Source organism: Rhizobium bangladeshense, from assembly GCF_017357245.1.
Lineage (GTDB): Bacteria > Pseudomonadota > Alphaproteobacteria > Rhizobiales > Rhizobiaceae > Rhizobium > Rhizobium bangladeshense.
Window position 1 is genome coordinate 3,974,003 of sequence record NZ_CP071612.1, and the last position, 15,381, is coordinate 3,989,383.

The following is a 15,381-nucleotide window of genomic DNA, read 5'->3' on the forward strand; positions in this document are numbered from 1 at the left end:
ACGATCCATTAATATCCACAGCGGAAAACGCGGCTGCACAACAATAATCAGCTAACGCTAAAGTAAATCCTGCAACATCGGGATAAGCGGCTCGTCGGCCGGCGGCATAGGGTAATCCCGAAGGGCCTGCGCGCGCACCCATTTCAAAGCCTGCCCTTCGCGGCCCTGGGCAATGCCCTCATAGCGCCGGCAGATATAGAGCGGCATCAACAGGTGAAACGTCTCATAGGAATGGCTGGCGAAGGTGAACGGCGCCAGGCAGGCGATCTTGGTCTTGATGCCGAGCTCTTCCTCGAGTTCGCGCACCAGCGTCTCCTCCGGCGTCTCGCCGGGTTCTACCTTCCCGCCGGGAAATTCCCAGAGCCCGGCCAGCGACTTTCCCTCGGGACGTTGTGCCAATAGGATACGCCCGTCGGCATCGATCAGCGCACAGGCGGCGACCAGCAATATCTTCCGACCTGCCTCGCTCATCGCGACTCCCGCTGCCAATAGCAATAGTGATAGGCGCCGCGAAAACCGAGGCGCTCGTAGAGCGCAATGGCCGGACGATTGGAAAGCTTGACCTGCAGCCAGGCCGAGCGGGCGCTGCGCATGCGCGCCCAGCGCAGCGCCGAGGTCAGGATTTCGGTGCCGAGCCCCTCGCGCCGACGCGTTTCGCAGACCGAAAGCGACATGATGCCGGCAAGATCGTTGTCCTGGACGCAGAGCACGGTCGCAAGCGGTCCCTCCACCGCATTCTCGATCATGAAGAGACCCGACGGCGGCTTGATCGCCGAAATGATTTCGGCAAGCGCCGGTTTCAGGCTCGGCGGCGCCCCGTCGACCGCCAGGTTGGCATCGACGAAACGGCCGACGTCATGGGTTGGCAGGTGATCGAGCGTATCCGGCAGCTCAGCCTCGGCCAGATTGCAGGTCATCACCACGGTCTCGTCGAACCGTGTCCAGTTCTGGGCGCTGAGAAGCTCGATCAGCACCGGCGACGCGAGCGGCGTCTGGCGGACGACGGCGGCGCGGCCATAGGCCTCGAATTTCCGGCTCGCCTTTTCCAGACGGATCTCGACATCGCGATGATCCGAGGGATCGAGCGGCACGATGGAATTCAGCCGGTTGGACGGATGGCCCGCGGTCAGCCGCACCTGCCAGCTGCCGTCATATTGCACGGATGCCGCCGGCCAGGCGCGAAAGCCGACGGCCTCCAGCCTGCGGACCAGCGGCAGATTCTGCGAAGATATGGATGCCTGCACCAATGGACGATCAGCTCCGATAGTCGCCATTGATCGCAACATATTCCTTGGTGAGGTCGCAGGTCCAGACGGTTGCCGATCCAGTGCCGAGGCCGATATCGACTTTGACGGGGATATCCTGTGCCTTCATCACATTCGAGGCTGCTTCCTCGGAATAGTCGGGATCGCGCTCGCCATTGACCGCGACCCTGATATCGCCGAACCAGATGGCAAGCCGGTCGCGATCCGCCATCTCCCCCGATTTGCCGACTGCCATGACGACACGTCCCCAGTTAGCGTCTTCGCCCGCAGCAGCCGTCTTGACCAGCGGCGAGTTGGCGATCGACAGCGCGATGCGCTTGGCGGCGGCATCGCTCTCGGCGCCGGTCACGGTGATTTCCAGCATTTTGGTGGCGCCTTCGCCGTCACGCACCACCTGCAGCGACAGATCCTTCAGCACTTCGTTCAGGGCTGCCCGGAAAGCGGCAAGACGCGGATCATCGGCGCGGTCGATGTGCGGCTGGCCGTCTTCGGCCGCCGCACCCGTCGCAAACAGCATCAGCGTGTCGGAGGTGGACGTGTCGCTGTCGACGGTCATCGAGTTGAAGGTCGGCCCGACACCGTCGGACAAAAGCGCCTGTAGCGCTGCGGGCGCGATGTCGGCATCGGTGACGATGAAGGAGAGCATCGTCGCCATGTCGGGCGCAATCATGCCGGCGCCCTTGGCAATGCCGTTGATGGTCACGGCGACGCCGCCGATCTCGGCGCTGCGGGTCGAAACCTTGGGATAAGTGTCGGTGGTCATGATCGCCTTGGCGGCTTCGAACCAGAAATCGCCGGTCGCCTCGGCCTGCATCCTGTCAAGGACGCCTGAGAATTTGGTGGCATCGAGCGGTTCGCCAATGACGCCGGTCGATGCGAGATAGATCTCATTCTCGCTGCAGCCAATTGCCGCAGCAGCCGACTTCGCCGTCAGCGCTGTGGCCTGGCGGCCCTTCATGCCGGTAAAGGCATTGGCGTTGCCGGAATTGACCACGACGGCGCGTGCACTCCCGTGCGGCAGGTTCGCACGGCAGAAATCGACCGGCGCCGAAGGGCATTTGGAACGGGTGAAGACGCCCGCGACCGATGCCGGCTTGTCGAAGACCATCATCAGCACGTCGGTGCGGTTCTTGTACTTGATGCCGGCCGAAGCGGTCGCCATGCGCACGCCGCGCAGCGAAGGCATCGGGACGAAGGATTTCGGGGCGAGCGGCGAAACGGAACCGGACATGATGAAACCTGCCAATGAGCATTTCCCGGCGACTGAAGAACCGGCTCGCCGTCCGGAAATGCGACAACAACGATAACGAAGGGCCCGGAAGAACCGGGCCCTGATGCGGATATTACTGCTTCGGCGCCGGCTGGGCGGGTTCGGCGCCGGGCTCCGGCTGCTTGTTGGCCTCGTCGTAACCCTTGCGTAGCGCCTCGTCCGAGATCTCGATCTTGGCAGACGACTTGGCCTGGTTGAGGAGGGCAAGATACTTGTCGCGCATGACGAGCTGACGAACCTGGTCCTGCACCTGGTCGAAAGGCGGCGGCGGAGCGTCGCGCTTGTCCTCGACCTTGATGACATGATAGCCGAAATCGGTTTTGACGGGCGTCTTGGAATAGGTGCCCTTCTCGAGCGCGAAGGCCGCGTCCTCGAATTCCTTGACCATGCGGCCGCGCGAGAAATAGCCGAGATCGCCGCCTTCCGACTTGTTCGGGTCGGTGGATTTCTCCTTGGCAAGTTCGGCGAAATCCTTGCCGGCGTCGAGCTGCTTGATGATGTCCTTGGCTTCGTCCTCGGTCTTGACCAGGATGTGGCGGGCGTGGACTTCCTCCTGCTTCGGCAGGGCTGCGACCTCCTTGTCGTAGCGAGCCTTGATTTCTTCAGGGGTCACGGTGTCGACGACGTGCTTCTTGAAATAGGCATTGTGCAGCTCGCGATCGGAGAGATACTGCATGCGCCTCTTGAATTCGTCGGTCTGATCGAGCTTCTCCGTCGTAGCGCCGGCCGCAAGCAGCTTCACATCGATGGCGGCGGACAGGGCTGCGACCTTCTTCTGGTCGTCGGGAAGCTGTGCCAGCTGCGGATCGAGGTTGGCGACGGCGAGATCGAGTTCAGACTGGTGGATCTCAAGATTGCCGACCTTGGCGATGACGGCGTCCTCTGCATGGGCCGGAGCCTGGAATGCAACGAAAGTTGCAAACGCCAGCGTGGCGAATTTATTGGTGCTCAACATCAAATAACCCTTCACAGTTACATCGCCGGCTTCAGCGTCGCCTATTCCAGCTCAAAATAGCCATCAACACCGGATTGTGGCCTTTCTGTATCCGCCAAATCCGTTGACATCATTCGACCCCCCTCTTATCTGTCACGCAACCTCGCGTCCAGAACAGTTTCCGGGCGTTTCAAAGGCGTGCGCCTGATTTTCGGCTGGGCCGCGGACAAGAAGCGTGGCGGATGAATATTGAGAAAGGACCAGTCACATGGTCAGCTTTGGCGGTATAGCCCGCAAGTTATTTGGGTCGTCCAATGATCGCCGCGTGCGGTCCTTCCAGCCGAACGTCACTGCGATCAACTCCATCGAAGAGAAGACGAAAGCCCTGACGGACGAGCAGCTCGCGGCAAAGACCGTCGAATTCCGTGCTCTTCTTGCCGAAGGCAAAACGCTCGACGACATTCTGATTCCCGCCTTCGCCGTCGTGCGCGAGGCTTCGCGCCGCGTTCTCGGCCTGCGACCTTTTGACGTACAGCTGATTGGCGGCATGATCCTGCACTCGAATGCGATCGCCGAGATGAAGACCGGCGAAGGCAAGACCCTCGTGGCCACGCTGCCGGTCTATCTGAACGCGCTTTCCGGCAAGGGCGTGCACGTCGTCACCGTCAACGATTATCTCGCCCAGCGCGATGCCGCGAACATGGGACGCGTCTACGGCTTCCTCGGGATGACCACGGGTGTCATCGTCCACGGTCTCTCCGACGAGGAGCGCCGCGCCGCCTATGCCTGCGACATCACCTATGCCACCAACAACGAGCTCGGCTTCGATTATCTGCGCGATAACATGAAGTACGAGAAGAATCAGATGGTCCAGCGCGGCCACAATTTCGCGATCGTCGACGAAGTGGACTCGATCCTCGTCGACGAGGCGCGCACGCCGCTGATCATCTCCGGCCCCCTCGACGACCGCTCCGAACTCTACAATACGATCGACGCCTTCATTCCGCTGCTGGAGCCTAGCGATTACGAAATCGACGAAAAGCAGCGCTCCGCCAACTTCTCCGAAGAAGGCACCGAGAAGCTGGAAAATCTGCTCCGCCAGGCCGGCCTCTTGAAGGGCAATGGCCTTTACGACATCGAGAATGTGGCCATCGTCCACCACATCAACAATGCACTGAAGGCCCACAAACTCTTCCAGCGCGACAAGGACTACATCGTCCGCAACGGCGAAGTCGTCATCATCGATGAATTCACCGGCCGCATGATGCCGGGCCGGCGCTATTCGGAGGGGCAGCACCAGGCACTCGAAGCCAAGGAAAAGGTACAGATCCAGCCGGAAAACCAGACGCTCGCTTCGATCACTTTCCAGAACTACTTCCGCATGTACGACAAGCTCGCCGGCATGACCGGCACGGCGCAGACGGAAGCGGAGGAATTCGGCAATATCTACAATCTCGATGTCATCGAGGTCCCGACCAACCTGCCGATCAAGCGTATCGACGAGGACGATGAGGTCTATCGGACCTTCGACGAAAAGTTCAAGGCGATCATCGACGAAATCCTCGATGCTCATAAACGCGGCCAGCCGGTGCTCGTCGGCACGACCTCGATCGAGAAGTCGGAGCTGCTCGCCGAGCGCCTGCGCAAGCAGGGCTTCAACGACTTCCAGGTGCTGAACGCCCGCTACCACGAGCAGGAAGCCTATATCGTCGCCCAGGCAGGCGTGCCGGGCGCCGTCACGATCGCCACCAACATGGCCGGCCGCGGCACCGACATTCAGCTCGGCGGCAACCTGGAAATGCGTATTGAACGCGAACTCGGCGAAGTCGAAGCCGGTACGGAGCGCGACGCCAGGGTCCAGGCGATCGTCGAGGAGATCAAGGAGCTCAAGCAGAAGGCGCTCGCCGCCGGCGGTCTCTACGTCATCGCCACCGAACGCCATGAGAGCCGGCGCATCGACAACCAGTTGCGCGGCCGCTCCGGCCGCCAGGGCGACCCCGGCCGCTCGAAATTCTACCTTTCACTTCAGGACGACCTGATGCGCATCTTCGGCTCCGATCGCATGGACAGCATGCTGACCAAGCTCGGCCTCAAGGAGGGCGAGGCGATCGTCCATCCCTGGATCAACAAGGCCCTCGAGCGCGCGCAGAAGAAGGTCGAAGCCCGCAACTTCGATATCCGCAAGAATCTGCTGAAGTATGACGACGTCCTCAACGATCAGCGCAAGGTGATTTTCGAGCAGCGTCTCGAGCTGATGGAATCGACCAATATTTCCGAGACCGTCTCCGACATGCGCCGCGAAGTGATCGAGGATCTTGTCGAAAAGCATATCCCCGAGCGCGCCTATGCCGAGCAATGGGATGCCGTCGGCCTGAAGACCGGCGTTACCAACATCCTGAACCTCGATCTGCCGATTGAGGAGTGGGTCAAGGAAGAAGGCATCGGCGAGGACGATATTCGCGAGCGCCTGACACAAGCTGCCAACGCCGCCTTCACCGAAAAGGCGGAGCGCTTCGGCGACGACATCATGCATTATGTCGAACGCTCGATCGTCATGCAGACGCTCGATCATCTCTGGCGCGAGCACATCGTCAACCTCGACCATCTGCGCTCAGTCATCGGTTTCCGCGGCTACGCCCAGCGCGACCCGTTGCAGGAATACAAGTCCGAAGCCTTCGAACTCTTCACCGGCCTCCTCAACAATCTGCGCGAGGCCGTCACCGCCCAGCTGATGCGCGTCGAGTTGGTGCAGCAGGCGCCCGCCGAGCCCGAACCGCCGGTGATGCAGGCTCATCACCTGGATCCGACGACAGGCGAAGACGATTTCGCCCCGATCTACCAAGCCTCCGAAGTCATGGTCTCGCCCGAGAACCGCAATCCCGACGACCCTGCCACCTGGGGCAAGGTTGGGCGCAACGAGGCCTGCCCCTGCGGCTCAGGCAAGAAGTACAAGCATTGCCACGGCGCCTTCGAGCAGGTCTGAATCAAGATGCAAAAGCTGGAAAATGCCGCCTCCGGGCGGCATTTTCTTTTCTGCGGCAGCACCGAAAACTCTGCCTTTACAGTCGAATGGCAGTCCCAAATCCGGAACCGTTTCTTAACCCTGTTCTGTCAAGACTTCAGGGACGATTTGCCTGACCTCAGAGTTTTGCGTGTTTATCATGGCGGTCATAGAAACAGCGGAGAAAGTGCTGCCCGCGGGCCTGCGCCCGATCGGCGGCCGTACGCTGCGAATGTTTGCCGCCATGTTCACCGAACGTGGCGAAAAGGCTGCAGCCCGGCGCATGGCGCTGACGGCCTTCTCGATCCGCATCCTCAGTGCCGCACTCGCCTTCATCTCGCAGATCGTGCTCGCACGGCTGATGGGCGAGTATGAATATGGTATCTTCGTTTTCGTCTGGGTGCTGATCGTCGTCTTCGGCGATCTCTCCTGCCTTGGCTTCCACACCGCGATCGTGCGCTTTCTCCCGCAATACAAGGCGGCGGGCGCCTTCGATGAAATCCGCGGCCTGACAGGCACGGCACGCATATTCGCAATGCTTTCCGGCACGGTAATGCTCGCCGCCGGCATGATCGGCCTGCATTTGTTCGGGGATATGATCGAGACCTATTATCTCGTCCCGATCTTCCTAGGCCTGCTTGCCATGCCGATGATCGCACTTGGCGACATACTGGAAGGCACGTCGCGGGCGAACCATTGGCCGGTGATGGCGCTGAGCCCGGTCTACATCATCCGGCCGATCCTCATCATCGCCTTCATGCTGACTGCGATTGCGGTTGGCGCAGAGCACACGGCCGTCACCGCCATGCAGGCGGCGCTTGCCGCCACCTTCGTCACTGCGCTTGGCCAATATGGCGCGACACTCCACCGCCTTCGCCGGCATTATGATGAGGGGCCGCGCAAGGTCGAATTCCTCGCCTGGCTCAGCGTCGCCTTCCCGATCTTCCTGATCGAGGGTGTGAGTTTCCTGCTCACCAATTCCGATGTCATCGTCGTCGGCATTTTTCTTGAGCCGCACGACGTCGCCATCTATTTCGCCGCCGCAAAGACCATGGCGCTGGTGCATTTCATCAATTTCTCGGTCAAGGCGGCTTCCGGCCCGCGCTTTTCCTCGATTATCGCCGAAGGCGACCATGCTCAGCTGGCGGCCGCCGCCGCCGACGCCGCCCGCTGGACTTTCTGGCCGGCGCTCGGGGTCGGCCTCGTCGTGCTCGCAACCGGCCATCTGCTGCTGTCGCTGTTTGGCGACGCCTTCACGTCAGGTTATCTTCTGATGGCGATCCTGCTTGCCGGCATCCTTGCCAAGTCACTGGTCGGCCCGGCCGAAACGCTGCTGATGATGGCCGGCAAGCAGAACCTCTGTGTCACGCTCTATGCCGGAGCATTGGCCGCCAATGTCGGCCTCAACCTTTCTTTGATCCCGCATTACGGCATCGAAGGCACCGCCGTCGCCACGGCCTCGGCCATGGCGGTCGAGGCTATCCTCCTGCATGTCGCCGTGCGCCGCTCGCTCGGCATCATTCTCTTCGCCTTCGCCAGCCCCTCCGCCGCAACGCCAGAAATGAGAGTTCGATAGATGGTGCGCCTGCCCCCAGTCACCGAAAGCACCGACAGTATCTCCAACCGCATGATTCATGATCTTGCGGCGCTGCATTTCGAAGCGCCGCAGGCCGAGGCCCGCGCCGAGATCGGCCGGCCGGGGCGCGAACTCTGCCTCTACCCCGGCAAGCTCGGCTACGAACTTCAGGACGAGCTCGACTTCCTCTCCAACCGGGCGATGGAGCCGAACGTCTTTTTCTCCGGCCGCTTCCTCGCGCCCGCCATGCCACGGATCGAAGACCGGCAGGTGAACTTCGCCCTGATCCGCGACCACAATGCCGGCCGCAGCCGGATGCGCTTCCTCCTCCCGTTTTCCATCGATAGACCCGGTTTTGCGGTCGGCCCCTCGATCATCCGCGGCTGGTCGAACAGCTTCGGCCCGCTCGGCACGCCGCTCGTCGATAGCGAAGATGCGGCCGAAACCCTCGACAATTTCTTCGAGGGGCTGACCGTTCCTGATCTCAACCTGCCGAGCACCCTGGTCCTGCCGGATCTGAGGTTGAACGGAATTTTCGTGCGCATGCTCAAGGCCGTGGCACTCAGCCGCAACCTTCCGCTCACTGTGGCCAATCCCTATTTGCGACCGATGCTGCAGAGCGAGGAGGAGGCGCCTGCCTATCTCGGCAAAACCATATCCTCCTCGCATATGCGCGAGATGCGCCGCCAGTGGCGCCTGCTGGAGGAACAGGGAACGGCCGTCTACGCCGTCGCGCGCCAGCCGCGCGAAGTCCACATCCGGTTCGAGGAGTTTCTGGCGATGGAAGCCGGCGGCTGGAAAGGCAAGCGGCGAAGCGCTCTCGTCACCGATCGCTATCATACCGCCTTCGCGCGCGAGGCCGTCTCGAACCTTGCCGCCGTCGACGCCGTGCGCATCCATACGATTGATCTCAACGGCAAGGCCATCGCCGCCATCGTGGTGCTGATGATGGGCGGCGAGGCCTATACCTGGAAGACGGCCTATGACGAGAACTATGCCCGCTATTCGCCGGGCAAGCTCCTGATGAGCGAACTCACGGAATGGCACCTCGACGATGCCAACATCGTGCGCTCGGATTCCTGCGCCGTCTCCGACCACCCGATCATGAGCCGCTTTTGGCAGGAGCGCGAGGAGATGGGGACCTTGGTCATCGGCCTGACGCAGAACGGCGACCGCGACATGCGCCAGGTCGCCGCCCAGCTCCACATGTATCGCAGCACCCGCAACATGGCGAAGATGCTGCGCGAGAAGATTATGTCGCTCGCTGGCCGAGGCTAAGCAACTCCGGAATGCTTAGCCCTCAGCCGCAGCTTTCTCCCGCAGCAGCCGGCGGATCACCTTGCCTGTTGTCGTCAGCGGCAACGACTCGACGAATTCCACCTCGCGCGGATATTCGTGCATCGAAAGCCGCATCTTCACCCATTCCCTGATTTCGGCGGCCAGCGCCTCGCTCGGCGAATGATCGGGCGACAGCACGATGTAGGCCTTGACGATCTCGGTGCGCACGGCATCAGGTTTGCCGACGGCTGCGGCAAGCTGCACGGCGGGATGGCCGATCAGGCAATCCTCGATCTCGGCCGGGCCGATGCGGTATCCGGACGAGGTGATGACGTCGTCGTCGCGGCCTTCGAAGGTGACGTAGCCGTCTTCGTCCTGCCGGCCGATGTCGCCGGTAAGCAGCCAGCCCTTGAGAAATTTTCGCTCGGTCGCCGCCGCGTCGTTCCAATAACCGAGGAACATGACGGGATCGGCACTGGCGATGGCGATCTGGCCGGCTTCGCCCGTCGGCAATTCGTCGGCGGCCTCGCTGACGATCGCGACGCGATGTCCAGGCACCGCCCGTCCAATGGCCCCGGCCTTCGTGACGCCAAAGGCGGCACTCGACGACAGCACGAAATTGCACTCTGTCTGGCCGTAGAATTCGTTGACGGTGATGCCGAGCGTGCGACGCGCCCAATCATAGGTCTCCCGGCCGAGCGCTTCTCCCGCCGAGCCGATGGTGCGCAGCACCAGATCATATTGCGACCTGGGATCGGAAACAGACCGCATCAGCCGAAGCGCCGTCGGCGGGATGAAGGCGTTGCGCACCTTCATCTCCGCCATGATCCGAAAGGCCATGTCGGCATTGAATTTCTGCGCCGGCGATGAGACGACCGGAACGCCGAGCAGAAGGCTCGGCAGCAACGCATTGAGCAGACCGCCCGCCCAGGCCCAGTCGGACGGGGTCCAGACCTTGTCGCCCGCCTTTGGAAACCCTTCATGGGCGAACTGCATGCCGGGAATATGCCCGGGCAGAACACGGTGGCCATGCAAAGCGCCCTTGGGCGGCCCGGTCGTGCCCGAGGTAAAGATCATCAGCGCCGGATCGTCGGGCTTTGTCTTCTCTCCCTCGAAGACCGGCGCATGCGAGGCGGTCAGATCGGCAAAGGAGAGGGCGTCGGCAGCGTTGCTGACACTGATCACATGTCGCAGCTCCGGCAGACGGTCGCGGATCTGCCGGACGCGATCGAGGCCGAAATCATTGGTGATGATCGCCGCCGCACCTGAGATCCTCAGCCGATATTCAAGCGCCTCGACGCCGAACAGCAAAGCCAGCGGCAGGGCGATCGCACCCATCTTATAGATCGCGACGTGCGCAATCACGGTCTCGAAGGACTGGGGCATCAGCAGAGCAACGCGATCGCCGCGCTCGATGCCGAGCGACGCCAGCGCATTCGCGAACGCCGAAGAGGCACCGGAAAGTTCGCCATAGGTCAGTGAAAGATGGTCGCCGCCCTCGCTGAAATGCTCCAGACAGACGCGCTCTGGATCTCGCGCCGCCCATTCGTCGCTGACGGCGCGGCCGATGTTGAAATCCTCTGGAATCCGCCAGGAAAAATCGCGGTAGAGATCGTCATAACGATCAAGGGACGGCAGTCTCATAGTCGGATTCCGGTGAAATGCTGCAGCAGCTAACACCTTGAGGCGCGGATGCGCAAGCCACAGACCAACTGCTGCCCATCACGCATCGTTGTACTTACCATCCGCAGATTCCTCGTTCAGTCCCCCTGCATCTTTGGCGGCTTAGCACTAGATGTTGAAACGCCGCGTGGGGGTTATCTCAATTCTGGAGTCGTTTCATGGAATACGTCAAATTTGGAAAGACCGGCCTCGAAGTATCGAAAATCTGCCTCGGCTGCATGACCTTCGGCGACCCTGCGCGCGGCAATCATGCCTGGAGCCTGCGGGAAGAGGAGAGTCGGACGATGATCAAGCAGGCGATCGACCTCGGCATCAATTTTCTCGACACAGCAAACACCTATTCCAACGGCTCGTCGGAGGAGATTGTCGGCCGCGCCATCAAGGACTTCGCCAAACGCGAGGACATCGTGCTGGCAACCAAGGTGTTCAACCGCATGCGACCTGGCCCGAATGGTGCCGGTCTGTCGCGCAAAGCGATCTTCGACGAGATCGACAATAGCCTGCGCCGCCTCGGCACGGACTATGTCGACCTCTATCAGGTTCATCGTTTCGACTATACGACGCCGATCGAGGAAACGCTGGAAGCGCTGCATGACATCGTGAAATCGGGCAAGGCGCGTTATATCGGCGCCTCATCCATGTATGCCTGGCAGTTCGCCAAGGCGCTCTACGTCTCCCGGCTGAACGGCTGGACCGAGTTCGTCAGCATGCAGAACCACCTGAACCTGCTCTACCGCGAGGAGGAGCGCGAAATGCTGCCCTTCTGCGAAGACCAGAAAATTGCCGTCATCCCCTGGAGCCCGCTGGCCCGCGGCCGCCTGACCCGCGACTGGGACGAGACGACGGCCCGCAGCGAAACCGACGAATTCGGCAAGACGCTTTACACCCAGTCCATCGATGCCGACCGCAAGATCGTCGATGCCGTCGCCGAAATCGCCAGAGCCCGCGGCATCTCGCGCGCTCAGGTCGCCACCGCCTGGATCCTGCAGAAGAGCATGGTGACCGCCCCGATCATCGGCGCATCCAAACCGAACCACCTGACGGATGCCGTTGCCTCGCTGTCCGTCAAACTCACCGCCGATGAAATCGCTGCACTCGAAGCGCCCTACATCCCGCATGCCGTCGCCGGCTTCAAATAGTGGCCGGTCGGCAGGCAGAAGGACATGAAATTCCCTGTTCTGCCTGGCCTGGATAGGGTCGGAGCATCGGCTCCGCGATCGGGATTTATGTCCGATTGGCGGGATCGAGCTGCCGGCGCATCGTCACCAGAAATTGCTCGGCAAGCGCCCTGTCCTCGACGGCGCGGGCAAGAATTACGGCCCCCATCATTGATGAGAGGGTCGTCGCGGCATTGGCGCGGCGCTCCTCCTCGGTCTCGCCGGGAACGATATCGGCAAGCGTGTCGACCAGCACGGACAGCCCGTCGCTGAAGACAGCGCGAACCGCGCCGCGGCTGCGGCTCACCTCCTGAATCAAGGTCGCGAAGACACAGCTGCCGCCCGGATCGTCAACCGTGCGCCAGTGGATATAATGGTCGAGAAGTGCTTGCAGCGGCCTGTCCGGAGACTCGGCAATATGTTCCTTCCAGCGCGTCTCGACCTTGTCGATCAGCTTGCGGCTGACCTCAAGCGTCAGCTCGTCCTTGGAGCTGAAATGGCCGTAGAAGCCACCATGCGTCAGCCCCGCCGCCTTCATGATGTCAGCGACGCCGACGCCGTCGAAACCATTCTCTCGAAAGAGCACGCCGGCAACACTGAGGATCCTCTCCCGGTTTTCGGCAAATTTCTCGCGGCTGACCCGCATCTTCGTCTCCAGAAATAGTCGCTTGACAAAATATATGATGTCCATCATCAATAAGCAAGAATTATGATGACCATCATGTAAAACTGCTTCCCACCTAAGTTCGAACGGAATTTCCCTTATGGTTTCCACGGCCCTTGCCTCCTCTCTTGCCCGGCGCAACATTCACTATGGTTGGATCGTCGTTGCCGCGACCTTCCTGACCATGCTGGTGACGGCAGGCGCCATGGGTGCGCCCGGCGTCCTGATCAAACCGCTCCAGGACGAGTTCGGCTGGGAGACCTCACAGATTTCGTCCGCACTGGCGGTACGCTTGATCCTTTTCGGCCTCATGGGTCCGTTCGCCGCCGCCTTCATGAATTATTTCGGCGTGCGAAAAGTCATCGTCTTTGCAATGGCGCTGATCGGCTCGGGCTTCATCGGCTCGCTTTTCATGACCAAGCTTTGGCATCTGCTGGCCTTGTGGGGCATCGTCGTCGGCTTCGGCACCGGTCTGACGGCGATGGTGCTGGCGGCAACGGTATCGGCGCGTTGGTTCGTCAAGCATCGCGGCCTTGTCGTCGGCATGCTCTCGGCAAGTTCGGCTACCGGCCAGCTGGTCTTCCTGCCGCTGATGGCGGAACTCACCGAACGTTACGGCTGGCGTGCCACCGTGTTCTTCGTCTGCGCCATGATCATGGCTGCCGCCCTTCTCGTCCTACTCTTCATGCGCGACCGCCCCTCGGACGTGAACTTGCCGTCACTCGGAGAAACCCATGTCGCGCCTGCGCCGCCGCGCACCACGCTCGGCGCTGCGCTGATGACGCCGATCACCACGCTCCGCGAAATCTCGACGACCTCGACGTTCTGGATCCTCTTCTCCACCTTCTTCATTTGCGGCCTCAGCACCAATGGCCTCATACAGACCCACTTCGTCACTCTCTGCGGCGATTTCGGCATCATGCCGGTGGCTGCCGCCAGCGTGCTCGCCGTCATGGGCATATTCGATTTCTTCGGCACCATCGGCTCCGGCTGGCTTTCCGACCGCTTCGACAATCGTTGGCTGCTGTTCTGGTACTACGGTCTGCGCGGCCTCTCGCTGCTCTACCTGCCCTTCAGCGATTTCAGCTTCTACGGCCTTTCCATCTTTGCCATCTTCTACGGTCTCGACTGGATCGCTACCGTGCCGCCGACCGTCAAGATCGCCGCCGACCGCTTCGGCCGAGAAAAGGCCGGCATCGTCTTCGGCTGGGTCTTTGCCGGACATCAGCTGGGCGCCGCCACCGCCGCCTATGGCGCCGGCTTATCGCGCACGGAATTGTCGAGCTACCTGCCCGCCTTCTTCGTAGCCGGCGCCTTCTGCCTCCTGGCCTCGCTTCTCGCGATCACGCTGAAGAAGTCCGGCCTTCCCAGCGCGGCACCTGCCGCCGCCCACTGATATGAAAAGAGATCCGGCCTTTCGAAACCAGGCCGGATCCTCCAACGCTCCATTGCGATAACTTCGCCGGCCCGTCTTGCGCGCGCGGGTGCTCGCATGTTAGACAGCCGCCCGTCCGTATCCGTTGCCCCATTGGCGGAATTGGTAGACGCGCTCGACTCAAAATCGAGTTTCGAAAGAAGTGCTGGTTCGACCCCGGCATGGGGCACCATCTACGCTCTGTGAGCTGCGGCTCGGCGAGCCGAAAAGAGCAGCCAAACGGAGGCTGTCTCGCCGCAGTCCGTCAGGAACAAAGGCGGACTGGTTCATATGCTCCGCTTAGCGGCACCATCATCCCCATTACAATCGTGTCGCGCCTCCGCATCATCGAGCTGACGCGGAAGCACGGAACGAATGCACGTCTGACCGAAAACTACTTGTTCTTCAGCAGCCACATCTTGCCGGCCATGGTGATGCCGTAAACATCTTTCGATGCGTCATCGTTGAGGTGCCGCCGCTCGAGCAAGCCCGGCTCGTTCAACTCGCCCAGCGTCTTTGCCGTGACCGATTTCACCTTCTGCGGCCGCTCTTTCCAGCGGTCGGTCTTTGCGTAGGTCACCGTCGCGTTCTGATGCGTCCATTTGTTCGCCGGCTGAGGATAAAGATCTCCACCCCTCGCGAGTTTGAGTGCGGCGATCTGGGATGGGGTAAGCTCAATCATAATGAAATTTCCTGTGCGGGGTTCTATGCGCTGGGAATGCGCTTCGAACGAATGGGTGCTCATAACACCGCCTGATCACTTCCACCACCGCAATGAGCTGTCCGTGCCCATGAAAGGAGAAAACCCGGCTAGCAAGGGGCCCGGGTTTCGTCCTTGTAGCGAATTTTCGTCAATAGCAGCGCCTTGCCGTCCTGGTCACCTCGCCTTCATCGGTCTGACGGGGGGCGCACCTGGTTTCGCAGCCATCATGTCGATAGCGGCGGTGCTCACGTTTGCGCACAGCACCGAAAGTGACGCCGCGTTCACTCATGGTGAATGCCGGCCCCCTCGTAACGATAATCATCGCGAGAGCAGGCGCTGCAAACGAGCAGGTGGCAAGGGCCGCCACGGCACAGTTCAGATTGATCTTTCTCATGTCCTTTCTCCTTGTCTAAAGGGCCTACGAAGCAAAAGGGAA

At 61.2% G+C, this 15,381-nt stretch carries 13 protein-coding genes and 1 tRNA gene; 6 read left to right on the plus strand and 8 right to left on the minus strand.

Annotation, left to right across the window (positions count from 1 at the left end; genetic code table 11):
- Positions 1–57: 57 nt before the first annotated feature.
- The 4 genes from mutT to J2J98_RS19155 all read right to left on the minus strand — a co-directional run bounded on the left by mutT (position 58) and on the right by J2J98_RS19155 (position 3,490).
- Positions 58–471, minus strand: coding sequence for an 8-oxo-dGTP diphosphatase MutT (gene mutT, locus J2J98_RS19140; protein ID WP_064710605.1), 414 nt, complete (start codon positions 469–471; stop codon positions 58–60).
- On the minus strand, positions 468–1,274 hold the full coding sequence (locus J2J98_RS19145; RefSeq protein ID WP_138396961.1) for a GNAT family N-acetyltransferase: 807 nt from the start codon (positions 1,272–1,274) through the stop codon (positions 468–470). The genes mutT and J2J98_RS19145 overlap by 4 nt, the downstream gene beginning before the upstream one ends.
- The gene (gene argJ, locus J2J98_RS19150) at positions 1,255–2,496 is read right to left on the minus strand and encodes a bifunctional glutamate N-acetyltransferase/amino-acid acetyltransferase ArgJ (RefSeq protein ID WP_064710627.1); all 1,242 of its coding nucleotides are present in this window, start codon (positions 2,494–2,496) and stop codon (positions 1,255–1,257) included. Before argJ ends, J2J98_RS19145 begins: the two co-directional genes overlap by 20 nt.
- Positions 2,497–2,608: 112 nt before the next feature.
- Entirely contained in the window at positions 2,609–3,490 is an 882-nt protein-coding gene (locus J2J98_RS19155) for a peptidylprolyl isomerase (protein ID WP_064713727.1), read from the minus strand.
- Between the two features lie 247 nt (positions 3,491–3,737).
- Here J2J98_RS19155 and secA point away from each other — a divergent pair, with 247 nt between their 5' ends.
- From secA to J2J98_RS19170, 3 genes are all read left to right on the plus strand, one after another.
- Entirely contained in the window at positions 3,738–6,452 is a 2,715-nt protein-coding gene (gene secA, locus J2J98_RS19160) for a preprotein translocase subunit SecA (RefSeq protein ID WP_064713728.1), read from the plus strand.
- Positions 6,453–6,630: 178 nt separating this feature from the next.
- Positions 6,631–8,046 (plus strand): lipopolysaccharide biosynthesis protein, encoded by a 1,416-nt coding sequence (locus J2J98_RS19165; RefSeq protein ID WP_207601857.1) that lies wholly within the window; start codon positions 6,631–6,633, stop codon positions 8,044–8,046.
- Positions 8,047–9,324, plus strand: a complete 1,278-nt coding sequence (locus tag J2J98_RS19170) for a GNAT family N-acetyltransferase (RefSeq protein ID WP_207601858.1) — start codon at positions 8,047–8,049, stop codon at positions 9,322–9,324.
- A gap of 15 nt (positions 9,325–9,339) precedes the next feature.
- Here J2J98_RS19170 and J2J98_RS19175 read toward each other — a convergent pair whose 3' ends face one another.
- Positions 9,340–10,968 carry an AMP-binding protein gene (locus J2J98_RS19175; RefSeq protein ID WP_207601859.1) on the minus strand — a complete coding sequence of 543 codons (1,629 nt, stop codon included), beginning with the start codon at positions 10,966–10,968 and terminating at the stop codon, positions 9,340–9,342.
- Between the two features lie 197 nt (positions 10,969–11,165).
- Here J2J98_RS19175 and J2J98_RS19180 point away from each other — a divergent pair, with 197 nt between their 5' ends.
- The gene (locus tag J2J98_RS19180; protein ID WP_064713732.1) at positions 11,166–12,146 is read left to right on the plus strand and encodes an aldo/keto reductase; all 981 of its coding nucleotides are present in this window, start codon (positions 11,166–11,168) and stop codon (positions 12,144–12,146) included.
- A gap of 85 nt (positions 12,147–12,231) precedes the next feature.
- Here J2J98_RS19180 and J2J98_RS19185 read toward each other — a convergent pair whose 3' ends face one another.
- Positions 12,232–12,810 carry a TetR/AcrR family transcriptional regulator gene (locus J2J98_RS19185; RefSeq protein ID WP_207601860.1) on the minus strand — a complete coding sequence of 193 codons (579 nt, stop codon included), beginning with the start codon at positions 12,808–12,810 and terminating at the stop codon, positions 12,232–12,234.
- Positions 12,811–12,928: 118 nt separating this feature from the next.
- On the opposite strand from J2J98_RS19185, the gene J2J98_RS19190 reads away from it, so the two are divergent.
- Complete coding sequence (locus J2J98_RS19190) at positions 12,929–14,224, plus strand: MFS transporter (protein WP_207601861.1); 1,296 nt, start codon at positions 12,929–12,931, stop codon at positions 14,222–14,224.
- A 126-nt stretch (positions 14,225–14,350) separates the two neighbouring features.
- A tRNA-Leu gene (locus J2J98_RS19195) sits at positions 14,351–14,435 on the plus strand.
- 201 nt (positions 14,436–14,636) lie between these two features.
- Here J2J98_RS19195 and J2J98_RS19200 read toward each other — a convergent pair.
- On the minus strand, positions 14,637–14,924 hold the full coding sequence (locus J2J98_RS19200) for a hypothetical protein (RefSeq protein WP_207601862.1): 288 nt from the start codon (positions 14,922–14,924) through the stop codon (positions 14,637–14,639).
- A 169-nt stretch (positions 14,925–15,093) separates the two neighbouring features.
- Positions 15,094–15,339, minus strand: a complete 246-nt coding sequence (locus J2J98_RS19205) for a hypothetical protein (protein WP_207601863.1) — start codon at positions 15,337–15,339, stop codon at positions 15,094–15,096.
- Between the last annotated feature and the right edge of the window lie 42 nt (positions 15,340–15,381).